The 20,235-nt window shown below is 76.9% G+C and carries 22 protein-coding genes; 11 read left to right on the top strand and 11 right to left on the bottom strand.

The window, feature by feature from the left end; translation table 11 throughout:
* Window positions 1–58: 58 nt before the first annotated feature.
* The 3 genes from CP974_RS26160 (at window position 59) to CP974_RS26150 (ending at window position 2,563) form a co-directional block, all read left to right on the top strand.
* Window positions 59–1,774, top strand: a complete 1,716-nt coding sequence (locus CP974_RS26160; protein WP_031131440.1) for a BCCT family transporter — start codon at window positions 59–61, stop codon at window positions 1,772–1,774.
* 64 nt (window positions 1,775–1,838) lie between these two features.
* Window positions 1,839–2,330, top strand: a complete 492-nt coding sequence (locus tag CP974_RS26155) for an NUDIX domain-containing protein (RefSeq protein ID WP_031131438.1) — start codon at window positions 1,839–1,841, stop codon at window positions 2,328–2,330.
* Window positions 2,327–2,563: a hypothetical protein gene (locus CP974_RS26150; RefSeq protein ID WP_051839373.1), complete on the top strand. Its 237-nt coding sequence runs from the start codon at window positions 2,327–2,329 to the stop codon at window positions 2,561–2,563. Before CP974_RS26155 ends, CP974_RS26150 begins: the two co-directional genes overlap by 4 nt.
* Window positions 2,564–2,701: 138 nt before the next feature.
* Here the strand turns inward: CP974_RS26150 and CP974_RS26145 are convergent, their stop codons facing one another.
* Window positions 2,702–2,902 (bottom strand): type II toxin-antitoxin system VapB family antitoxin, encoded by a 201-nt coding sequence (locus CP974_RS26145; protein ID WP_031131436.1) that lies wholly within the window; start codon window positions 2,900–2,902, stop codon window positions 2,702–2,704.
* A gap of 70 nt (window positions 2,903–2,972) precedes the next feature.
* Here CP974_RS26145 and CP974_RS26140 point away from each other — a divergent pair, with 70 nt between their 5' ends.
* Entirely contained in the window at window positions 2,973–3,701 is a 729-nt protein-coding gene (locus CP974_RS26140) for an SIR2 family NAD-dependent protein deacylase (protein ID WP_031131434.1), read from the top strand.
* Here CP974_RS26140 and CP974_RS26135 read toward each other — a convergent pair.
* The 3 genes from CP974_RS26135 to CP974_RS26125 all read right to left on the bottom strand — a co-directional run bounded on the left by CP974_RS26135 (window position 3,698) and on the right by CP974_RS26125 (window position 6,810).
* Complete coding sequence (locus CP974_RS26135) at window positions 3,698–4,192, bottom strand: methylated-DNA--[protein]-cysteine S-methyltransferase (protein ID WP_031131431.1); 495 nt, start codon at window positions 4,190–4,192, stop codon at window positions 3,698–3,700. The genes CP974_RS26140 and CP974_RS26135 overlap by 4 nt on opposite strands.
* Window positions 4,193–4,362: 170 nt before the next feature.
* Window positions 4,363–5,838 (bottom strand): AlkA N-terminal domain-containing protein, encoded by a 1,476-nt coding sequence (locus CP974_RS26130; RefSeq protein WP_031137247.1) that lies wholly within the window; start codon window positions 5,836–5,838, stop codon window positions 4,363–4,365.
* A gap of 402 nt (window positions 5,839–6,240) precedes the next feature.
* Complete coding sequence (locus CP974_RS26125; protein ID WP_031130694.1) at window positions 6,241–6,810, bottom strand: NAD(P)H-dependent oxidoreductase; 570 nt, start codon at window positions 6,808–6,810, stop codon at window positions 6,241–6,243.
* 133 nt (window positions 6,811–6,943) lie between these two features.
* On the opposite strand from CP974_RS26125, the gene CP974_RS26120 reads away from it, so the two are divergent.
* The 6 genes from CP974_RS26120 to CP974_RS26095 all read left to right on the top strand — a co-directional run bounded on the left by CP974_RS26120 (window position 6,944) and on the right by CP974_RS26095 (window position 12,830).
* Window positions 6,944–7,579 (top strand): TetR/AcrR family transcriptional regulator, encoded by a 636-nt coding sequence (locus CP974_RS26120; RefSeq protein WP_031130695.1) that lies wholly within the window; start codon window positions 6,944–6,946, stop codon window positions 7,577–7,579.
* 201 nt (window positions 7,580–7,780) lie between these two features.
* Window positions 7,781–8,536, top strand: a complete 756-nt coding sequence (locus CP974_RS26115; protein WP_031130697.1) for a (Fe-S)-binding protein — start codon at window positions 7,781–7,783, stop codon at window positions 8,534–8,536.
* Entirely contained in the window at window positions 8,533–10,002 is a 1,470-nt protein-coding gene (locus tag CP974_RS26110) for a lactate utilization protein B (protein WP_031130699.1), read from the top strand. Before CP974_RS26115 ends, CP974_RS26110 begins: the two co-directional genes overlap by 4 nt.
* A complete protein-coding gene (locus CP974_RS26105) occupies window positions 9,999–10,682 on the top strand; it encodes a LutC/YkgG family protein (RefSeq protein ID WP_037937634.1) in 684 nt (227 codons plus the stop codon). The genes CP974_RS26110 and CP974_RS26105 overlap by 4 nt, the downstream gene beginning before the upstream one ends.
* Before the next feature lie 573 nt (window positions 10,683–11,255).
* Window positions 11,256–12,392, top strand: a complete 1,137-nt coding sequence (locus CP974_RS26100) for a flavin-containing monooxygenase (RefSeq protein ID WP_031130704.1) — start codon at window positions 11,256–11,258, stop codon at window positions 12,390–12,392.
* A gap of 66 nt (window positions 12,393–12,458) precedes the next feature.
* Entirely contained in the window at window positions 12,459–12,830 is a 372-nt protein-coding gene (locus CP974_RS26095; RefSeq protein WP_031130706.1) for an ArsR/SmtB family transcription factor, read from the top strand.
* Window positions 12,831–12,930: 100 nt separating this feature from the next.
* Here the strand turns inward: CP974_RS26095 and CP974_RS26090 are convergent, their stop codons facing one another.
* The 5 genes from CP974_RS26090 to CP974_RS26070 all read right to left on the bottom strand — a co-directional run bounded on the left by CP974_RS26090 (window position 12,931) and on the right by CP974_RS26070 (window position 18,483).
* On the bottom strand, window positions 12,931–13,509 hold the full coding sequence (locus tag CP974_RS26090; RefSeq protein WP_031130708.1) for an NAD(P)H-dependent oxidoreductase: 579 nt from the start codon (window positions 13,507–13,509) through the stop codon (window positions 12,931–12,933).
* Between the two features lie 284 nt (window positions 13,510–13,793).
* Window positions 13,794–14,315 (bottom strand): O-acetyl-ADP-ribose deacetylase, encoded by a 522-nt coding sequence (locus CP974_RS26085; protein ID WP_031130710.1) that lies wholly within the window; start codon window positions 14,313–14,315, stop codon window positions 13,794–13,796.
* Window positions 14,316–14,447: 132 nt separating this feature from the next.
* Complete coding sequence (locus CP974_RS26080) at window positions 14,448–15,869, bottom strand: phytoene desaturase family protein (protein WP_031130712.1); 1,422 nt, start codon at window positions 15,867–15,869, stop codon at window positions 14,448–14,450.
* A 123-nt stretch (window positions 15,870–15,992) separates the two neighbouring features.
* Window positions 15,993–16,823 (bottom strand): inositol monophosphatase family protein, encoded by an 831-nt coding sequence (locus CP974_RS26075; protein ID WP_031130714.1) that lies wholly within the window; start codon window positions 16,821–16,823, stop codon window positions 15,993–15,995.
* Window positions 16,824–17,058: 235 nt separating this feature from the next.
* Window positions 17,059–18,483 carry an amidase gene (locus CP974_RS26070; protein ID WP_031130715.1) on the bottom strand — a complete coding sequence of 475 codons (1,425 nt, stop codon included), beginning with the start codon at window positions 18,481–18,483 and terminating at the stop codon, window positions 17,059–17,061.
* Between the two features lie 243 nt (window positions 18,484–18,726).
* Between CP974_RS26070 and CP974_RS26065 the strand changes: the two genes are divergently transcribed.
* Entirely contained in the window at window positions 18,727–19,524 is a 798-nt protein-coding gene (locus tag CP974_RS26065; RefSeq protein WP_174887754.1) for a GNAT family N-acetyltransferase, read from the top strand.
* Between the two features lie 39 nt (window positions 19,525–19,563).
* On the opposite strand, the gene CP974_RS26060 is transcribed toward CP974_RS26065, so the two are convergent.
* Window positions 19,564–19,818: an HU family DNA-binding protein gene (locus CP974_RS26060; RefSeq protein WP_031130719.1), complete on the bottom strand. Its 255-nt coding sequence runs from the start codon at window positions 19,816–19,818 to the stop codon at window positions 19,564–19,566.
* A 112-nt stretch (window positions 19,819–19,930) separates the two neighbouring features.
* A complete protein-coding gene (locus tag CP974_RS26055; protein WP_031130721.1) occupies window positions 19,931–20,185 on the bottom strand; it encodes a hypervirulence associated TUDOR domain-containing protein in 255 nt (84 codons plus the stop codon).
* Window positions 20,186–20,235 lie beyond the last annotated feature (50 nt).

The following is a 20,235-nucleotide window of genomic DNA, read 5'->3' as shown; positions in this document are numbered from 1 at the left end:
GCGCCGGACGGCGTGCCACCCCTCCGCCGCGCTCGGAGCAGGACCATAGTGTTGCGGCATGAGCACGGAAACGACTGAACAGCCAGACCCCGGCGCTCCCCCGGGCGACACCCGCCGTACCTCCCCCGACCCCGCCGTCGTGGCGGTCGGCTTCACGGTCGTCCTGGTGCTGGTGCTGTGGGCGTGGCTCGGCGACCGGTCCTTCGACAGCGCGTCGACCACGGCCCTGTCGTGGGTGCTGGACAACTTCGGATGGCTGTTCGTGGTGGCCGCGGACGTGTTCCTCGTCCTGTGCCTGGTGATCGCCTTCAGCCGGTTCGGCCGGATCCGGCTGGGTGCCGACGACGCGCGGCCGGAGTTCGGCAACCTCGCCTGGATCGCGATGATGTTCAGCGCCGGCATGGGGATCGGCCTGATGTTCTACGGGGTCGGGGAGCCGCTGACGCACTACCTGGCCCCGCCGCCGGCGACCGGGGTGCGGGCCGAGTCGGGCGAGGCGGCCCGCACGGCGATGGAGTACTCGTTCTTCCACTGGACGCTCACCCCGTGGGCGATCTACGGCATCGCCGGCCTCGCCCTGGCGTACGCGGGCTTCCGCAAGGGCCGCGGCAACCGGCTGAGCGCGGCGTTCGTGCCGCTGATCGGCGCCCGGCGGGCGGAGTCCTGGCCGGGGCGGCTCATCGACCTGCTGGCCGTCTTCGCGACGGTGTTCGGCACGGCGACCAGCCTGGGGCTCGGCGCGCTGCAGGTGGCCGAGGGCCTGGACCTGACGACGGGTCTGACGGCGAGCCGCACCAGTCAGCTGGTGATCATCGCGGTGCTGTCGGCGGCGTTCGTGCTGTCGGCCTTCTCCGGTCTGCACCGGGGCATCAAGTGGCTGTCCACGCTGAACATCATTCTCGCGGCGACCCTGATGGTGTTCGTCTTCCTCCTCGGGCCGACCGTGTACATCCTGGACTCGATCCCCGCGTCGGTCGGCGGCTACCTGCAGGACCTGCTGCCGATGGCGACGCGGACCGGCGCGTTCTCCGACCAGGCCTGGCTCGGCGCGTGGACGATCTTCTACTGGGCGTGGTGGCTGTCGTGGGCGCCGTTCGTGGGCACGTTCATCGCCCGGATCTCGCACGGCCGGACGATCCGCGAGTTCCTGGTCGGCGTCCTGCTGGTGCCGAGCGGCGCGACGGTGGTGTGGTTCTCCGTGATGGGCGGCTCGGCGCTGCGGCTCCAGTCGACCGGGGAGGCGGACCTGGCCGGCGCGGTGGAGGAGGGCGCGGAGGCCTCGCTGTTCGCGATGCTCGACGCGCTGCCGCTGGGCACGATCACGTCGTTCGTGGCGATGGTGCTGGTGATGACGTACTTCGTGACGAGCGCCGACTCGGCGTCGTTGGTGATGGGTTCGCTGACCAGCCGCGGCGCGCTGCATCCGCCGAACTGGCTGGTGGTCGGCTGGGGCGTGCTGATGGCGTCCGTGGCGGCGGTGCTGCTGGTCGTGGGCGGGCTGAGCTCGCTGCAGACGGCGACGATCCTGGTGGCGCTGCCGTTCGTGGTGGTGATGCTCTGCCTGTGCTGGGCGCTGCTGAAGGAGTTGAGGGAGGATCCGGGCGCCGGGCTGGTGCGGCACCACGCGCTGCACGGGTTGCAGGACGTCGTACGGACGATGGTCGGCGACGCGGTGAGCGAGCAGGGTCCGACGCGCCACCACCGGCTGCGGCGGGCGGCGCGGGCGCGCACCGAGTCGGAGGACGGCACGGGCGGGGACGGCGGCCCGGCGTGAGCGCCGCCGGGCGCCGTCCGGGGGCGCCGCGGGTGACCGGCCGGTGGGCGTCTACGCTGACCGGATGACCACCACCGACTACGCCACGTACATCGCCGGCCTGCCACGGGTGCTCGCGGCCGCCGCCATGCTGCTGCGGGACGGCGCGGGCCGGGTCCTGGTCGTGGAGCCGAACTACCGCGACGGCTGGACGCTGCCGGGCGGGACGATCGAGTCCGACGAGGGCGAGACGCCCCGTCAGGCGGCCCGCCGCGAGACGCGGGAGGAGATCGGCCTGGACGTGGCGCCGGGCCCGCTGCTCGCCGTCGACTGGGTGCCGGGGGCCGCCCGCCCGCCGCTGGTGGCGTACGTGTACGACGGCGGCGTCCTGGACGACGCGGCGCTCGGCGCGATCCGGCTCCAGGAGGCGGAGCTGCTGTCGTGGAAGCTGATCACCCGCGAGGAGGTCCCCGCCCACCTGCCGGGCGCCCTCGGCCCGCGCGTGCGGGCGGCGCTGGAGGCCCTGGACGCGGGGCGCGGTCCGGCGGAGCTGGAGAACGGCCTCCCGGCACGGTGAGCCCCGGCCGCCGGGGCGCGGTCGCCGCGGTCGTCGCCGTGCACTGCGCGGCGCTGGCCTTCGGTACGGTCGCACACGTCTCCGACCTGGTCACCGGTGGTCTGCGCCCGCACGCCGCGTTCGCCCCCTGGTGGCTCGACGCCTACTGGACGTCCCTGGCCGTGCTCGATCCGCTCGCCCTGGTCCTGCTCCTTTGGGGGCGCGGCTCGGCGTCGACCTGCTGTGCGCCGTGATGGCGACGGACGTGGCGGCCAACGCGTACGCCCTCGCCGTGCTGCGGCACGGCGACCCGGCCGGGGCGGGCGGGCTCCTGCGGCTCGCCCTGTTCGGGCTGTTCGCCGCGGTGACCGCGCCGTGGCTGCGGGCGGCGCTCAGCCCTGGTGGTCCTGCGGCCTGGGCTCGGGGCGGCGCGCGTCGTCCTCGCGGGGGACGACGCGCGCCTCGGTGCGGTGCCCGCGCTGGATGTAGTCGCGGACGACCAGCTCCACGGCGTCCTGCGGGTTGCCGACGCCCGCGAGGACCATGACCTCCACGACGAGCTCGGCGTCGAGCGCGATGTTCACCTTCGCCATGGCCAGGACCCTACAGGGGCGGGCGTATGTCTGTTCGCCGGTCGCGCGAACCGCCTCGTACGCTCGGTGTATGACGATGGTGGCGATCCTCAGCGGTGCCGGCGTCTCCACGGACTCGGGCATCGGCGACTACCGGGGGCCCCGCGGGCTGTGGCGGCGCGACCCGGAGGCCGAGAAGCTCGTCACGTACGCGTACTACATGGCCGACCCGGAGATCCGCCGCCGGTCCTGGCGGATGCGGCTCGACGGCCCGGTGCTGCGCGCCCGGCCGAACGCCGCGCACACGGCGGTCGCCGAGCTGGACCGCGCGCCCGGCTTCGCCGTGCGGGTGCTCACGCAGAACGTGGACGGGCTGCACCAGATGGCCGGCATGCCCGACCGCAAGGTGCTCGAACTGCACGGCACGGCGCGGGCCGTCGTGTGCACCGGCTGCGGCGCCCGGTCGCCCATGGAGGAGGCGCTGGAGCGGGTGGCGGCCGGTGAGGACGACCCGGCCTGCCGGGTCTGCGGCTCGGTCCTGAAGTCGGCGACCGTGATGTTCGGCGAGCGGCTGGACCCCGAGGTGCTGGGGCGGGCCGTGGAGATCGCCAGGGCGTGCGAGGTCTTCGTCGCGGTCGGCTCGTCGCTCCGGGTCCAGCCGGCCGCGTCGCTGGCGGGCGTCGCCGCCGGGCACGGGGCGCGGCTGGTCGTGGTGAACGCGGAGCCCACCCCCTACGACGCCCTCGCCGACGAGGTGGTGCGCGAGCCGATCGGCACGGCGCTCCCCGCCCTGCTGCGGCGGCTGCGGGGCGGCTCCTAGAACAGCGCGGCGGCCGGTGTGCCGCTCTCGAAGGCGAGGAGGCGGCGCTTGCGGTCCAGGCCGCCGCCGTAGCCGGTGAGCCCGCCGCTCGCGCCGATCACCCGGTGGCAGGGGACGATGATCCCGACCGGGTTGCGGCCGTTGGCGAGGCCGACCGCGCGGGAGGCGGTGGGCTGCCCGAGGGCGGCGGCCAGTTCGCCGTAGGTGCGGGTCTCCCCGTACGGGATGGTCCGCAGCAGCTCCCACACGCGCTGCTGGAACGGGGTCCCGGCGAGGCGCAGCGGCAGGTCGAAGTCGGTCAGTTCGCGGGCGTGGTAGGCGTCGAGCTGGCGGGCGGCCTCGCGGAAGGGGCGCGGGTCGGGCTCGCCGAAGCTCTCCTCCGGGGGCCGGTGGCGCTGGCCGGTCATGTAGAGGCCGCTGAGGACGCCGTCGGTGGCGACCAGGGTGAGCGGGCCGTAGGGGCTGTCGACGACGGTGTGCTGCCGGTTCATGGCGGGGTCCTCGGCTGGGGCGGTGTGGTGATCGGGCGGGCGGTGGGGTGGCCGGGCGGGCGGTGGGGTGGCGGGGCGGGCGGTGGGGTGGCGGGGCCGGCTGCCGGGGTGCGGGCCTGGGCGGCGTGGTGGGAAGGGGGCGGGGGGACCGGCGGGAAGGGCGGGTGGGGTCAGGCGGGGAGGTGGTTGACGGGGTGGCTGCCGGTCGCCCACAGGTACTGCACGGCGTAGGCGCGCCAGGGGCGCCAGGCGGCGGCGCGGGCGGTGAGGGCCGCGGGGGTGGACGGCAGGCCGAGCCCCGCCGCGGCGCGGCGGACCCCGAGGTCGGTGGGGAGGAAGGCGTCGGGGTCGCCGAGCGCCCGCATCGCGACGACCTCCACCGTCCACGGGCCGAAGCCGGGCAGGGCGAGGAGTCCGGCGCGGGCCTCGTCCCAGTCCGTACCGGGGCCGAGCTTGAGGCGGCCGTCCGCGAGGGCGCCGACCAGCGTGGTGAGCGTGGCGCGGCGGCTGCGCGGCAGCGCGAGGGCGCCGGGGTCGAGCGCGGCGAGCGCCTCGGGCGCGGGGAACAGGTGGGTGAGCCCGCCGTCCGGGTCCTCGACGGGGGTGCCGTGCGCCGTCACGAGGCGCCCGGCGTGGGTGCGGGCCGCGGCCGTGGAGACCTGCTGGCCGAGCACGGCGCGGACGGCGAACTCGGCGGCGTCGACCGTGCGGGGCACGCGGCGGCCGGGGGCGCGGTCGACGTGCGGGGCGAGGACGGGGTCGGCGCGCAGCTGCTCGTCCACGGCGACGGGGTCGGCGTCGAGGTCCAGGAGCCAGCGGCAGCGGCTGATGGCGTGGGCCAGGTCGCGCGGGTCGGTCAGGTGGAGGCGGCAGGAGATGTGGTCGGTGGCCGGGGCGAGGGTGGCGATGCCGTGCCCGTACGGGAGGGCGAGGGTGCGCCGGTAGGCGCCGTCGCGCCACTCCTCGACGCCGGGGACGGCGGTCGCCGCGAGGTGGCCGAACAGGTTGGACGGGTCGAGCGGGGTGCGGTACGGCAGCCGCAGCGCGATCACGCCGGGGGTGGGGACCGGGGCGCCCCGCCGACCGGCGGCGCGGGCGCGCAGCTCGGTCGGGGCGAGCGCGAAGACCTCGCGCACGGTGTCGTTGAAGGCCCGCACGGAGGAGAACCCGGCGGCGAACGCCACGTCCGCCATGGGCAGGGCCGTGGTCTCGATGAGCACCCGCGCGGTCTGGGCGCGCTGGGCACGGGCGAGGGCGAGCGGTCCGGCGCCCAGCTCGGCGAGGAGCTGCCGCTCGATCTGGCGGGTCGAGTAGCCGAGCCGGGCGGCGAGTCCGGGGACGCCCTCGCGGTCGACGACCCCGTCGCGGATGAGGCGCATGGCCCGGGCGACGGTGTCGGCGCGGACGTCCCACTCCGGGGAGCCGGGGCTGGTGTCGGGGCGGCACCGCTTGCAGGCCCGGAAACCGGCCTGCTGACAGGCGGCGGCGCTCGGGTAGAAGACCATGTTCTCCGGCTTGGGAGGCACGACCGGGCAGCTGGGGCGGCAGTAGATGCGGGTGGTGAGGACGGCGGTGAAGAACCAGCCGTCGAAGCGGGCGTCCTTCGACCGGACGGCCCGCACGCAGCGCTCGGTGTCGGTGTGCATGCCTCCAGCATGGGCGAGGCGCACGGGTGGTCGCTGGCGGAAATCCGACATGAGCCTGGGGCTGCCTGCGGCGGGGCGTGTCGCCGTCCGTGGGGCGTGCGGGCCGGGGTGGTGAGGCGTGCGGGCCGGGGTGGTGGGGCGCCGGGTGGGCGTCGGGCCGCCGCCGGGTGGGGTGCGGCAGCGGGCGGTGGACGCGGGACGGCCGCCCTGCCGGGGGGCGGGGCGGCCGTGGGGCGGGAGAGCCGGCCTTGGGAGCCGGACCGGGGCCTGGGGGGGCGGGGCCGGGGCCTGGGGGGGGGCCGGGCCGGGGCCGGGGCCTGGGGCCGGGCCTCGCCGGGGCCTGGGGGCCGGACCGGGGGCCGGGGGGCCGGGCGGCCCGGGGGGCCGGGAAGGGGCCGCGGGTCAGGAAGCCGTCCCGGCGGGGGCGGCGACGGCCTCGGCGACCTGCTGGAGCGCGGCGGACAGGCCCGTGATGACCTCGGCGTCCTCGGACGGGTGGGTGTCGGCGAAGCGGGTCACGGAGCCGGGGATGGCCAGCTCGACGGACTCCAGCACCCGCGCCCCGGCGACACCGAGCGCCTTGCGGGCCTCGGTCTGCGCCCACACGCCGCCGTACTGGCCGAAGGCGGTGCCGATCACGGCGGCCGGCATGTCCTTGAGGGCGCCGGCCCCGTACGGGCGGGACAGCCAGTCGATCGCGTTCTTCAGCACGGCCGGCATGGTGCCGTTGTACTCCGGGGTGAACAGGAGCACGGCGTCGGCGGCCTCGGCGGCGGCACGCAGCCGGGCGGCGGGCTCGGGGGCGCCGGCCGCGGTGTCGGTGTCCTCGTTGTAGAAGGGCACCTCGGCCAGGCCGTCGTACACCTCCACCGTGACGCCCTCGGGGGCGAGACCGGCGGCGGCCTCGGCGAGCTGGCGGTTGTGCGAACCGGCGCGGAGGCTGCCGACGAGCGCGAGGATACGGACGGACATGGTGACTCCCGAGGGGTGTGGCGGCTCCGCGGAGGAGCTGCGGGCGAACTAACCGGACCGAGGTCCGTTGAAAGTTGTACCAGATAACCGGACCGCGGTCCACTTTCATTCCCGAGGCGTTAGGCTGGCCGCCATGACCTCCCCGCCCCCTCCCGGCCGTACGGAGCTGCCCCTCACCCCCGTCGAGGCTCCGACGCAGTTGCGCGCCGACGCCGCCCGCAACCGCGCCCGCCTCCTGGAGGCCGCGGCCCGGCTGGCCGCCGAGCACGGCGCCGCCAACCTGACCATGGAGGCGGTGGCCTGCGCCGCCCAGGTGGGCAAGGGCACGGTGTTCCGCCGCTTCGGGGACCGCTCCGGGCTGCTGCTGGCCCTGCTCGACCGGGAGGAGGAGCGGTTCCAGGCGGCGTTCATGGCCGGGCCGGCGCCGCTCGGGCCGGGGGCGCCCGCCGCCGAGCGGCTGCACGCCTTCGGCCCGGCCGTCCTGCGCCACGAGGACGCCCACCGGGACCTCTACCTGGCCGCCGCCCAGCCCGACCCGGTACGGCGGCACACCGTGCCCGCCCGCCGGGTGCGGCTCGCGCACCTGGCGGCGCTGCTGCGGGAGGCGGGCACGGACGCCGACCCCGAGCTCGCCGCGCAGACCCTGCTCGGCTACCTCGACCCCGGCCTCGTCCGGTACCTGCTGTCCGGCCGCGGTCTGCCCCTGAGCCGGGTGGAGGCGGGCTGGCACGACCTGGTGGCGCGGATGCTGCCGGCCGAGGCGCGCTGACCCCGCCGGGCGGCGCGAGGCCGGCGGGACCTCGGGCCACCGGCGGATCGGCGCATCGGGACCGCGGGCCCCGGGACTTCCCCAAGGCCCTGCCACGGGACCGCGGCCGTACTACGATCCGTCAGGTGACCGCGCCGCCCGGCGACGGGCGGCGGACCGGACCCGACGGCCGCGACCCACCGGCCGGAAGGAGGGCGGGGCATGCGCGTGGCGCTCTTCGTCACCTGCGTCAACGACACGCTGTACCCGCGCACGGGAAGGGCCGTGGTGCGGCTGCTGGAGCGGCTGGGCGTCGAGGTCGGCTTCCCCGCGGAGCAGAGCTGCTGCGGCCAGCCGCAGTACAACACCGGCTACCGCCGGGAGGCCGAGCCCCTCGTCCGCCGCTTCGACCGGGCGTTCGCGGGATACGAGTACGTGGTCACCCCGTCCGGTTCGTGCGCGGCGATGGTGCGGGACGCCTACCCGCGCATCGGCGCCGAGGCCGCCGCCGAGGGCCGGGGCACGGAGGCGGCGGAGGCGGCGGCGCGGGCCGTGCCCCGGACGTACGAGCTGACCGAGTTCCTGGTGGACGTGCTCGGCGTCACCGACGTCGGCGCCTGCTTCCCGCACACGGTCACCTACCACCCCACCTGCCACGGCCTGCGCGCGCTCGGCCTCGGCGACCGCCCGCGCCGCCTGCTGTCCCGGGTGCGCGGCCTTCAGCTGCGGGAGCTGGACGGAGCGGAGGAGTGCTGCGGCTTCGGCGGGACGTTCGCCGTCAAGAACCCGGACGTCTCCGCGGCGATGGGCGCCGACAAGGCGCGGGCCGTCGAGGCGACCGGCGCCGAGGCGGTGTGCGCCGTCGACAACTCGTGCCTGGCGCACATCGGCGGCGTCCTCGCCCGGCGCGGCTCGCGGGTCCGGGCCGTGCACCTCGCCGAGATCCTGGCCGCCACGGAGGAGGAGCCCCACGGATGAGCGGTACGCAGCCGGGCACGCCCGCCTTCCCCGAGGCCGCGCGCGACGCCGTGCGCGACGGGACCCTGCGCGGCAACCTGCGCCACGCCACCCGCACGATCCGCGGCAAGCGGGCGCGCGCGGTCGCCGAACTGGACGACTGGGCCGAGCTGCGCGCGGCCGGGAAGGCGATCAAGGACCGGACGCTGCGCCACCTCGACCACTACCTGGTGCGGTTGGAGCGGTCGGTCACGGCGGCGGGCGGAACGGTGCACTGGGCGGCCGACGCCGCCGAGGCCAACCGGATCGTGACCGGCCTGGTCAAGGCGACCGGGGAGCGCGAGGTCGTCAAGGTCAAGTCGATGGCCACCCAGGAGATCGGGCTCAACGAGGCACTGGAGGCGGAGGGCGTCCGCGCCTACGAGACCGACCTCGCCGAGCTGATCGTGCAGCTCGGCCGGGACCGCCCCTCGCACACCCTGGTCCCGGCGATCCACCGCAACCGGGGCGAGATCCGCGACGTGTTCGCGCGCGAGATGGCCGCCTGGGGACGGCCCGCCCCGGACGGGCTGACCGACCGTCCGGCCGACCTCGCCGAGGCCGCGCGCCTCCACCTGCGCGAGAAGTTCCTGCGCGCCGGGGTCGGCATCTCGGGCGCCAACTTCATGGTGGCGGAGACCGGCACGCTCGTCGTCGTCGAGTCCGAGGGCAACGGCCGCATGTGCCTGACCCTGCCCGAGACGCTGATCTCCGTCGTCGGCATCGAGAAGGTCGTGCCGACCTGGCGGGACCTGGAGGTGTTCCTCCAGCTCCTCCCCCGCTCCTCGACGGCCGAGCGGATGAACCCGTACACGACGATGTGGACCGGCACGGCCGACGGGGACGGGCCGCGCGCCTTCCACCTGGTGCTCCTCGACAACGGGCGCACCGACACCCTCGCCGACGAGGTGGGCCGCCAGGCGCTGCGCTGCATCCGCTGCTCCGCCTGCCTCAACGTGTGCCCGGTGTACGAGCGGGCCGGCGGCCACGCGTACGGCTCCGTGTACCCCGGCCCGATCGGCGCCATCCTCAGCCCGCAGCTGCGCGGCACCGGCAGCGCGGTCGACGCCTCCCTGCCGTACGCCTCCTCGCTCTGCGGGGCCTGCACCGACGTCTGCCCCGTCGCCATCGACTTCCCCGAGGTCCTCATCCACCTGCGGGAACGCGTCGTCCAGGGCGGCGAGGCGACCCGGAACGGGGTACGGGTGCGGCTGCGCCCCGCCAAGGGCCACGCGGCCGAGCGGGCGGCGATGCGCGCGGCCCGCTGGGCGCTGGACCACCCCGCCGCCCTGCGCGCCGGGCAGCGGCTGGTGTCCCGGACCCGGCGGCTGCACCCCGCGCGGCTGCCGGGTCCCGGCCGTGCCTGGACGGACGCGCGGGAGCTGCCCGAGGTGCCGCCGGAGCCGTTCCGGGACTGGTGGCGGCGGACTCGGGGAGACGCGCGGTGAGTGACGGCAGGGACCGGGTGCTGGCGCGGGTGCGCCGCGCCCTGGCGGACGTGCCGCGCGGGGAGCGGCCCGGCGACGTGCCCGTGGACCGCTCCTACCGGCGGGCCCACGGGGAGCGGACCGCCGAGGAGACGGTGGCCCTGCTGGCCGCGAACCTCGCCGAGTACCGCGCGGTCGTCCACCGCACCGCGCAGGACGGCCTGCCCGGACTGCTGAGGACGCTGCTGGCCCGCCGGGGCGCGGCCTCGGTGCTGGTGCCGGCGGGGCTGCCGGCGCACTGGACGGCCGCCGTCGACGCGCGGCGGGTGGACGACCTGGCGGCGTCGACGGCGCGGGAGCTGGAGGCCGTCGACAGCGTCGTGACGGGCTGCGCGGTGGCCGTCGCGGAGACCGGCACCCTCGTCCTGGACGGCGGGCCCGCCCAGGGCAGGCGGCGGATCAGCCTCCTGCCGGACCACCACGTCTGCGTGGTCCGCGTCCCCGACCAGGTCGTCGCCTCGGTCCCGGAGGCGCTGGAGCGGCTGGACCCGCGCCGCCCGCTGACCTGGATCTCGGGGCCGTCCGCGACGAGCGACATCGAGCTGGAGCGGGTCGAGGGCGTCCACGGGCCGCGCACCCTGGAGGTCGTCCTGCTGGAGGTGTCCGGCACACCGGACGCGGCGACTCACGGGGGCGGGTGACGCGGGGCGGGGTGTGTCACGCGGGCGGGTGGCACGGGGTGAGGGGCCACGCCCCGTGCGGCGACCGACGCGGGGGGAGGGGCCACGCCCCGGGCGGCGACCGACGCGGGGGGAGGGGCCACGCCCCGGGCGTCGGCTGACGCGGGTCGCCGGGCCGCGCCCTGCCCGGCCGCGGGCGGTTCCCACGCGGCTCGCGGCCAGTCGAACTCGTCGAACCCGTCGGGCAGCCGGCCGCACGGGGTGTCGGTCCACACCGAAGGACCTCGTGTCCCCTTACCACGGTCACCCGGTCGCCGGTCCGCGGGTGCTCGACAGGGAGGCCGGGCAGGCCCTGACCGCGTCCGGCCCGCGGCAACGGCCGCCGGCCCTCGCGCGCCAGGCGGTCGCGGGTGCGCTCCCGCGCGGCGCGGGCGGTCTCCACCCGGTGGGGCCCTTCGGGCACGACGGGCAGGTCGGCCTGGCGACCGCGTTCACCAGCTCGCTTTGACACCCATCGATGACTTGCCCGCCGGACGCGCAGCCTGCATTGATAGACATCAACATAGACGTCCATCGAAATGAAGAGGTGCGCTCATGGAGCACGTCGACGTCGCAGTGGTCGGCGGCGGGCAGTCCGGACTCGCCACCGCGCGCGCCCTGCTGGGCCGGGGCCTTCGGCCGGTGGTGCTGGAGGCGTCCGGCCGGGCGGCCGGCTCCTGGCCCCGGTACTACGACAGCCTGACCCTGTTCTCCCCGGCCCGGTACAGCTCCCTGCCCGGCATGCCCTTCCCGGGCGGCGACCCGAACCGCTACCCGCACCGGGACGAGGTCGCCGCCTACCTGGCCGCGTACGCCGCCAGGCTGGACGCGGACATCCGGACCGGCCACCGGGTCACCCGCGTGCGGCCCGCCGACGGCTCCGCGCGCGAAGGCGCCTCGGGGCGGCCGGGCGGCCCCCTCCACGGCGGTCCGGGACGGCGGGCCGGCGCGGCCGGCTTCGTGGTGGAGCTGGCGGGCGGCGGCGCGCTGCACGCTCGGGCCGTGGTCGCGGCGTCCGGCACCTTCGGCCACCCCCACCGCCCCGACCTGCCCGGCCTGGACGGCTTCACCGGCACCGTGCTGCACGCCGCCGAGTACCGGCGGCCGGAGCCCTTCGCCGGCCGGCGGGTCGTCGTGGTGGGCACGGGGAACTCCGCGGTGCAGATCGCCGCCGAGCTCGCCGGGGTCGCCCGGGTCACGCTCGCCGGCCGCGCGCCGGTGCGCTTCGCCCCCCAGCGGATCGCCGGCCGCGACCTGCACTTCTGGCTGCGGCTCACCGGCCTGGACACCGTCCCGCTCGGCACCCTGCTGCGCGAGCCCCCGAGCCAGCCCGTCTTCGACGACGGCCGCTACCGCGCCGCGCTCGCCCAGGGGGCTCCCGACCTGCGGGCCCTCTTCACCGGCGCCGACGGGGCGGAGGTCCGGTGGGCCGACGGCGGCAGGGAGGAGGTCGACACGATCCTGCTGGCCACCGGATACCGCCCCGACCTGCCGTACCTCTCCGGCACGCCCGGCGCACTCGACCGCGCCGGGCGCCCACGACACCGGGGTGGGACCGCGCTCGCCGTGCCGGGACTGGCGTTCACCGGACTGGAGTGGCAGCGCTCCCCGTCCTCCAACTCGCTGCGCGGGGTGGGGCGGGACGCGGCCCGTGTCGCCCGCCTCCTCGCCGGGCGGCTGCGGAGCCGCTGACCCCGCCCGCGCGACCGCACGCGCACGACCCGGACCCTCTGGTTCGACATGTGTCAACATAGACGCATGTCGATCGCGAAGGCGCTGCCCCTGCTCGAAGCCGACGGCCACGGCCCGGCCCCGTGCTGCGCTCCCCTGGCCGAGCGCCCGATGACCGCCGAGGAGGCCGAGACGGCCGCGCCGATGTTCAAGGCGCTCGGCGACCCGGTGCGGCTCCGCCTCTTCTCGGCCGTGGCCTCCCACGCGGGCGGGGAGGCGTGCGTGTGCGACATCTCCGACGTCGGCGTCTCCCAGCCGACCGTCTCCCACCACCTGAAGAAGCTCAAGGAGGCCGGGCTGCTCACCTCCGAGCGGCGCGGCACCTGGGTCTACTACCGGGTCGAGCCGTCCGTCCTGGCGGCCATGGGCAGGCTGCTGGCGCCGCCGCCCACGACCTGACCACCCGAGCGGTTCGGGCCGATCCGGCCGCGGCCGCCCCGGTCGCACCCGCGCGACCGGCGGCGGCGCGCCCCCGCCGCCGGCAGGCGGCACGTGGACCTCAGCGGCCCGCCATCCCCAGGGCGCGGACCTCCCGCAGCCACCGTTCCCGCCGCCCGCGGTCAGCCGACCGCATGCCCGCCATGAGGGTGCGCCGGACCGGGCGGAAGCCGCAGTGGCGCAGGAAGGCGCGGCGCATGTTCCGCCAGAACAGGTCCTCACGTGCCAGGACGGCCAGGGCCTGCGGGGAGTTCTGCGTGTAGACCACCCGCGCCGAGCGCCCCTTCAGGAGCTTGCGGATGTACGGCGGCCGCTCCAGGTAGTCGACCCCGACGCCCGGCAGGAAGAGCCGGTCGATGAAGCCCTTCAGCAGCGCCGGGACGTGCCACCACCAGCACGGGGTGACGATCACGAGGTGCTCGCACCAGCGGACGGCGTCCCGCGCCTCGACGAGGTCGGGCTCCAGCGGCTGGGGGTGCGTGAAGCCGCCGTGGAGGATCGGGTCGAAGCGCAGGTCCCTGACCTTCAGCAGCCGCACCTCGTGCCCGCCCGCCCTGGCGCCCTCCGTGTAGGCGTGGGCCAGCGCCGCGCAGTAGCTGCCGGCGTCCGGATGGCCGTCGATGACGAGAATGCGCCGCACCCTGGCTCCTGCCGCGTGGAGGTCCTGTGCGGGGGACGTACCACGTCCCGGCCCCGATCCCCCGCGTACGGCGCCGATCCGCCCGTACGGCGGCACGCCCCCACCCGGCGGGCGGGCCGTCCGGCGGTGGGCGGGCCCCCGCCGCCGAGGCACCGTCCTCCCGGCTCACCCCCACGGGCCCGCCCCGGGCACGGTCCGAGCCCTGCCGCGCGCTCCGGCGGTGCGCCGCGGGTGGCCGTGCGGTGGTGCGCGGCGCGGCGTGCGGCGGGGAGCCGCGGGCGCCGTCACGGCCGGGTCGCCTCGATCCGTTCGGCGAACGCCTCGTACGCGCGCTCGTCGAAGAGGACGAACACGACCTGCTCGACCGCGGTCTCCGTCCGCCGCACCGTCTCCACCGCGATCCGGGCGGCCTCGTCCGGCGGCCAGCGGTAGACCCCCGTGGAGACGGCCGGGAAGGCGACCGTCCGCGCGCCCAGTCCGTCGGCGACCCGCAGGGCTTCGCGGTGGCAGGAGGCGAGGAGCGCGGGGCCGTCGGGGGACGCCCCGTACACCGGGCCGACCGTGTGGATGACCCAGCGGGCGGGCAGGCGGCCCGCGGTGGTGGCGACGGCCTGGCCGGTGGCGAGTCCCCGGCCGAGGCGGGAGGCGCGCAGGGAGCGGCACTCGGCGAGGATCTCCGGGCCGCCGGCGCGGTGGATGGCTCCGTCGACTCCCCCGCCTCCGAGGAGGGAGGAGTTGGCAGCGTTGACGATCGCGTCGGCGTGCCGGCGCGTGATGTCGCCGAGGACCGCGGTCGGTTCGGTCATACGCCCATCATGCCGACCGGCGCCCGCCGGTGCCCCGGAGCCCGTGGGGCCCCGGACGGCGGCCGGCCGGCTCGGCGGCCGGGCCGCACCGCCCCCGGCCGGTGCGGGCTCCGCACCGGAGCCGCCCCCGGCTCAGCGGGCGGTGCGCCGCAGGTGGCGCCAGACCGCCTTGGCGGCGTTGTGGCCCGACATGCCGTGGACACCGGGTCCGGGCGGGGTCGCGGACGAGCAGAGGAAGACCGCCGGGTGCGGCGTGTGGTACGGGCGCAGGGTGAGGCGCGGGCGCAGCACCAGCTGAAGGCCGCGCGCGGCGCCGCAGGCGATGTCCCCGCCGACGTAGTTGGCGTTCCGGGCGGCCATCTCGCGCGGGCCCGCCGTCGCGCGGGCGATCACGAGGTCGCGGAAGCCCGGGGCGAAGCGCTCGATCTGACGCTCGATCGCCTCGGTGAGGTCGCCCTGCCAGCCGTTGGGGACGTGGCCGTACGCCCAGAAGACGTGCTTGCCCTCCGGCGCGCGGCCGGGGTCGACCACACTGGGCTGAGCGGTGATCAGGAACGGTGTGTCCGGGGCCGTACCGCCGGACGCCTGGCGCAGCGCGGTGCCGATCTCGCGGGTGGAGGGGCCGACCTGGACGGTGCCGGCGCGGCGCGGCTCCTCGGCGGTCCACGGCACGGGCCCGTCCAGCGCGTAGTCGATCTTGAAGACGGAGGCGCCGTACCGGTAGCCGTCGTAGAAGCCGCCGAGCCCCGCGATCCGGGCGAGCGCGGTGGGCGAGGTGTCGAAGACGTACGCGCGGGCCGGCGGCAGGTCGTCGAGCCGCTTGACCTCGTAGTCGGTGTGGACGGCGCCGCCGAGGTCCTTCAGGTACGCGGCGAGGGCGTCGGAGATGGACTGGGAGCCGCCGCGCGGCAGGGGCCAGCCGTGGGCGTGCGCGGCGAGCGCGAAGACGAGGCCGATGGCCCCGGTCGCCAGGCCCCCGAGGGGGGCGATGACGTGGGCGACGAGCCCGGCGAAGAGGGCGCGGGCGCGGTCGTCGCGGAAGCGGCGCATCAGCCAGGTGGAGGGCGGGAGCCCGGCCACGCCGAAGCGGGCCAGGGTGAGCGGGTCGCGGGGCGGCGCGGTCAGCGGCAGCGACATGAAGTCGCGGGCGAGCGTGTCCCACCGGCCGGTGTACGGGGCGACGAGGCGCCGGTACGCCCCCGCGTCGCGCGGCCCGAAGGAGGCCGCCGTCTCGGCCACGGAGCGGGACAGCACGGCGGCCGTGCCGTCGTCGAACGGGTGCGCCATGGGCAGCGGCGGGTGGAGCCATTCGAGGCCGTACCGGTCGAGCGGCATGGCGCGGAAGGCGGGCGAGCCGACGCCGAGCGGGTGCACGGCGGAGCACGGGTCGTGGCGGAAGCCGGGGAGGGTCAGCTCCTCCGTGCGGGCTCCGCCCCCGACCGTGCCCTTCGCCTCGAACACGGCCGTGGAGAGGCCGCGGCGGGCCAGCTCGGCGGCGGCGGTCAGCCCGTTGGGGCCCGCCCCCACGACGACGGCATCGAGCATCGACGGCACCTTCGGACTCCTTCGTCTGCCGACGGCCAGGACAGCCCAGGATAGGGCGCCGCCCCAGGCCGCCCGGCGGCGGGCGCCACCGGTGGCGCGGCAGGGGGCGTCACCGGTGGCGCGGCAGGGGCGTCACTGGTGGCGCAGCAGCGAGGCGACGCGGACGGCCGTCCCGTGGTCCCTGGCCGCCGTGAACGGCAGCGTGTTGCCGCCCGTGACGCGGAACGGCTCCCCGCCGATCGTGCGGTGGGCGCCGCCCGCCTCGGCGACGAGGAGCACGCCGGCCGCGTGGTCCCAGGCGTACTCCCAGGTGAAGGCGACCGCGTCGGAGTCGCCGCGCGCCACCGCGAGGTAGGCCAGGCCGGCCGAGCCGCACGGCCGGGGGTCGACGCCCTCGACGGCGAGGCCCGCCAGGGCGTGCTTCTCGGCCGGTGTCGTGTAGTCGGGGTGCGCGGTGGCGACCCGCAGCACCGCGCCGGGGGCGGGCGCCCCGGCGCGCAGGGGGGCGCCGTTCAGCCGGGCGCCGGCGCCGCGTACGGCGACGGCCATCTCGCCGAGCGCGGGCGCGTACGTCCAGGACGCCAGCAGTTCGCCGCGGTGGGCCAGGGCGACGAGGGTGCAGAAGCCCGGCTCGCCGTGCACGAACTGGCGGGTGCCGTCGACCGGGTCGACGATCCACACGGGCGCGTCGCCGCGCACCGCGCCGTACACGGCGGGGTCGGCGTGGACGCCCTCCTCGCCGACGACGACGGAGCCGGGCAGCAGCGCCGTCAGGGAGCGCGTCAGATGCGCCTCGGCCTCCCGGTCGGCGGTGGTGACCAGGTCGTGCGGGCCCGACTTCTGGACCACCTCGTGCGCGGCGAGCTGCCGCCAGCGCGGCATCACCTCGTCGGCGGCGGCCGCGCGGACCGCGTCCTCGGCGGCGGAGAGGAACCCGGTGTCGTCCAGCAGTTCATCGATCATGTGTCCATCACACCACGCCGTGCTGACACGCCGGGTTCACGCCGGGTGTCGCACGGTGGCACGGGCGGCCCGGGGTGTCACCCGCCGTTCCCCACCCGTTCGCCCCGCCGCGGCGCCGTCCCGCGCGCCGGGTTCCGGCTCCCGCCCCTGGCGCCGGGTTCCGGCTCCCGCCCCGTCCTGGCGCCGGGCCTCGGGCCCCGCCCCGTCACCCCCGTCTCCTCCCGCCGCCCCGGCCTCACGACGGCCGGGGCGGCGGCGCGGGCGGGCGGTGCTCGTACCAGCGGAGGGCGTCCTCCAGCTGGGCGGCGAGCGAGATGAGCCGGGCCTCCCCACCGCTCGGGCCGAGCAGCTGCGCCCCGACGGGCAGCCCGCCGCCGGTGAAGCCGGCCGGGACGTTGACGGCGGGCCAGCCGAGGACGTTCCACGGCCAGGCGTACGGGCAGGCCGCCGCCATCGCGAGGTCGGTGCGCCGGCCGGACATCCCGTCGAAGGCGCCGACCCTCGGGGGCGGTGCGGCGGTCGTGGGCGTGAGGACCACGTCGTACGAGGCGAAGAGCGCGCCGACCCTGCGGTGCTGGTGCCGTTCGCGGGCGCGGGCGGCGCGCAGGGCCCGTCCCCCCAGCAGGTGGCCGACGCGGGTCGCGCCCCGGGTGCGGGGGTCGAGGAGCGCGGGGTCGGGGTGCCGGTCGGCGTACGCGGCGATGCCGGCCGTGGCGCGCGGCAGGAAGCCCAGGCCGATGAGCCCGTAGCGGGGACGGGCCTCCTCGACGGTGTGGCCCAGCCGGGCGAGTGCCTCGGCGAGGGATCCGACGGCGCGGCGTATGCCGGGGTGCAGCGGCGCCGGTGCCGCGGTGAAGGGCGGGCGCCAGGCCAGGGCGACGCGCAGCCGGCCGGGGTCGCGGCGGGCGGCGGCCGAGGCGTCCAGGGCGGGCGGCCGGTGCCTGTCGCGGGGGTGCGGTCCGGCGGCGGCGTCGAGGAGGAGGGCCGCGTCGGCGACGGTACGGGCGAGGGGGCCGTTGACGGTCAGGCCCTCGAAGCAGTCGTCGTACGGATGGACGGAGACACGGCCGCGCTGCGGTTTGATGCCGACCAGGTGCGTCCAGGCCGCGGGGATGCGGATGGAGCCGGCGCCGTCGGAGCCGAGGGCGGCGGGGACGAGTCCGGCGGCGACGGCCGCGGCGGAACCGCCGGAGGAACCGCCCGGCGTGTGGCCGGGGTTCCACGGGTTGCGGGTGGCGCCGAAGGCGGGGCCCTCGGTGAACGGCCACTGGCCCAGCTCGCAGGTGTTGGTCTTGCCGACGACGACGGCCCCGGCGGCGCGCAGGCGGCGGACGGCCTCCCCGTCGGCGCGGGCCGGAGCGATGTCGCCGGAGCAGCCGAAGCGGGTCGGCAGACCGGCGACGTCGGTGTCGTCCTTGACGGCGACCGGCACCCCGAGCAGCGGGGCGCGCTCCCCCGCCGCGAGGCGCCGGTCGGCCTCCGCGGCCTCGGCGAGGGCGTCGTCGGCGCGGACGCAGCGGAAGGCGTTGAGGGTGGTGCGGGTCGCCTCGACGCGTTCGACGGAGGCGCGCACCAGCGCGGTGGAGGTGGTGAGTCCTTCCCTCAACCGCCGCGCCTGCTCGACGAGTCCGAGGTCGGCGGGGGTGGCTTCGGTGGTCATGCCGGCGGAGCCTACCGCCGGGTAACCCACCTGTCAGGAGGGCCCGCGGCCCCGGTCCCTCCCCCGTACCGGCCCCTCCCCACCGCCGTGGAGGCCGCAACCGGGTGGCCCCCGCCTCGTTGTCCCTCGGACGGCTCCGCCGCAGCACCCGGTCAGCGGGCAGCGGGCAGCGGGCAGCGGGCAACAGGCAGCGAACAAGGCGACGGACGGCCGTCAGCCGACAGCGGAGGAGTGGTGGTCGCGGTGGACCGTCTCGGGGAGTCGGTGGAGTCGATGGAGCAGCTCGTCACCGTCTGGCGGCGCATGGTGCTCGACCGGGACGGGCGCGCCGACGTGCGGGACCTGCCGGGGATCGCCGTGCGCTGGGCCGACTGCCGGTTCCCGTTCTGGAACTGCCTGGCGCTGACCGAGGTCGGGGCGGACCCGGCACTGGTGGCACGGCGGCTGGCCGAGGCGGCGGAGATCATGCGCGCGAAGCGCCTGCCCGGCTTCCTGTGGGTCTTCGAGGACCTCCTCGACCCCGCCGCCCTGCCCGCCCTCGACGCGGCGGCCGGACGCGCCGGTCTCGCGTACGCCTTCCCCGGCACCGGCATGGCCGGCGACCTGCCCGCCCTGCCCGAGCCGCGCCACCCCGACCTCACCTTCGTCCGCGTGGCGACCGACGAGCACCTGCGCCGGTACGCCGACCTGAACTCCCGCGCCTACGGCTTCGCACCGGAGCAGGGCCGCGACGGGCTCGACGGTTCGGCGCTGTGGAAGGAGACCGTCCACGCGTACCTGGGCCTGCGCGGCGAGACCCCGGTGACCTGCGCCGGGGCGGTGGAGGCCGAAGGGCGCCTCTTCGTCGCCCTGGTCGCGACGGACCCCCGATGGGAGCGGCGGGGCTACGGCGAGGCCGTGACCCGCAAGGCGCTGTACGAGGCCGCCCGCGCCACCGGGCTGGCCCGCGCCACCCTGCACGCGACCAGCGCGGGAGCCCCCGTCTACACCCGGATCGGCCTGCGCCCCAACTCACCGGTGCGCTTCTACGCCCTGCCGTAGCGGGGCGCCGTGGCGGGGCGGGGCCGTCAGGCGCCTCCCTCAGCCGACCAGGCCGCGCAGATACTCGTCGAGCGCCTTGCCGGGGCGGAAGACGGCGCTCTTGCCCTCGCTGTGGAAGCTGCCGAAGCTGCCCAGCAGCACCGTCTCGCCCCGGCGCAGCGCCTCGGCGACGGTTCCGGGATACTCGACGGTGCCGAACAGCACGTCGAGCGTCTGCTGCACGTCCTCGACTCCGAGCCGCCGCCCCTCGCCGAGGTGACCGGCGGTGGCCTCGGCCAGCTGTGTCATGTCCATCCTGTTCCTCACCTGGGTACGGCCGGGGGCCGGATCGTCCGTCGGGCCGGGGGGATACCGCCGGGGCACGGGGCGGCGGCTCGCGGCCGGCCCCGCGGACCCGCTGCTTCCGCTACGTCCGCTTCTTGAGCGCGGACGGCTTGTGCACGGCCGTCCTGCCCGACTTCTCGCTGCGCACCTCGTACTGCGGGTCGTCCGGGGAGGCGTCCACGGTGCGGCCGGACGCCTTGGTCCGCTTGGTGATCTTCTTCTCGACGACGCCCTCCGCCTCGCCGCCGTGGCTGCGCCAGGCGACCTTGTCGCCCTTCGACGGCTGGTCGCCCTTCGACGGCCTGCCCTCGCCCGAGGCGCCTGTCGACTTCGCCATGGACCGTTCCTCCTCGCCTGGCGGGGTGTGCGTCCGGCTTCCACCTTGAC

It is taken from the genome of Streptomyces fradiae ATCC 10745 = DSM 40063, from assembly GCF_008704425.1.
GTDB classification, from domain to species: domain Bacteria; phylum Actinomycetota; class Actinomycetes; order Streptomycetales; family Streptomycetaceae; genus Streptomyces; species Streptomyces fradiae.
The sequence above is the reverse complement of the archived record's forward strand: the minus strand, read 5'-3'. Positions and strand labels throughout refer to the sequence as shown.

Coding starts and splice junctions, on each gene's coding strand:
- CP974_RS26120 (WP_031130695.1), top strand. CDS start 6,944: ATGACCTCCCCGCCCCCTCCCGGCCGTACGGAGCTGCCCCTCACCCCC.
- CP974_RS26075 (WP_031130714.1), bottom strand. CDS start 16,823: ATGATCGATGAACTGCTGGACGACACCGGGTTCCTCTCCGCCGCCGAG.
- CP974_RS26060 (WP_031130719.1), bottom strand. CDS start 19,818: ATGGACATGACACAGCTGGCCGAGGCCACCGCCGGTCACCTCGGCGAG.
- CP974_RS26130 (WP_031137247.1), bottom strand. CDS start 5,838: ATGCACACCGACACCGAGCGCTGCGTGCGGGCCGTCCGGTCGAAGGAC.
- CP974_RS26140 (WP_031131434.1), top strand. CDS start 2,973: ATGACGATGGTGGCGATCCTCAGCGGTGCCGGCGTCTCCACGGACTCG.
- CP974_RS26100 (WP_031130704.1), top strand. CDS start 11,256: ATGGAGCACGTCGACGTCGCAGTGGTCGGCGGCGGGCAGTCCGGACTC.
- CP974_RS26115 (WP_031130697.1), top strand. CDS start 7,781: ATGCGCGTGGCGCTCTTCGTCACCTGCGTCAACGACACGCTGTACCCG.
- CP974_RS26145 (WP_031131436.1), bottom strand. CDS start 2,902: ATGGCGAAGGTGAACATCGCGCTCGACGCCGAGCTCGTCGTGGAGGTC.
- CP974_RS26070 (WP_031130715.1), bottom strand. CDS start 18,483: ATGACCACCGAAGCCACCCCCGCCGACCTCGGACTCGTCGAGCAGGCG.
- CP974_RS26085 (WP_031130710.1), bottom strand. CDS start 14,315: ATGACCGAACCGACCGCGGTCCTCGGCGACATCACGCGCCGGCACGCC.
- CP974_RS26135 (WP_031131431.1), bottom strand. CDS start 4,192: ATGAACCGGCAGCACACCGTCGTCGACAGCCCCTACGGCCCGCTCACC.
- CP974_RS26155 (WP_031131438.1), top strand. CDS start 1,839: ATGACCACCACCGACTACGCCACGTACATCGCCGGCCTGCCACGGGTG.
- CP974_RS26055 (WP_031130721.1), bottom strand. CDS start 20,185: ATGGCGAAGTCGACAGGCGCCTCGGGCGAGGGCAGGCCGTCGAAGGGC.
- CP974_RS26160 (WP_031131440.1), top strand. CDS start 59: ATGAGCACGGAAACGACTGAACAGCCAGACCCCGGCGCTCCCCCGGGC.
- CP974_RS26125 (WP_031130694.1), bottom strand. CDS start 6,810: ATGTCCGTCCGTATCCTCGCGCTCGTCGGCAGCCTCCGCGCCGGTTCG.
- CP974_RS26110 (WP_031130699.1), top strand. CDS start 8,533: ATGAGCGGTACGCAGCCGGGCACGCCCGCCTTCCCCGAGGCCGCGCGC.
- CP974_RS26095 (WP_031130706.1), top strand. CDS start 12,459: ATGTCGATCGCGAAGGCGCTGCCCCTGCTCGAAGCCGACGGCCACGGC.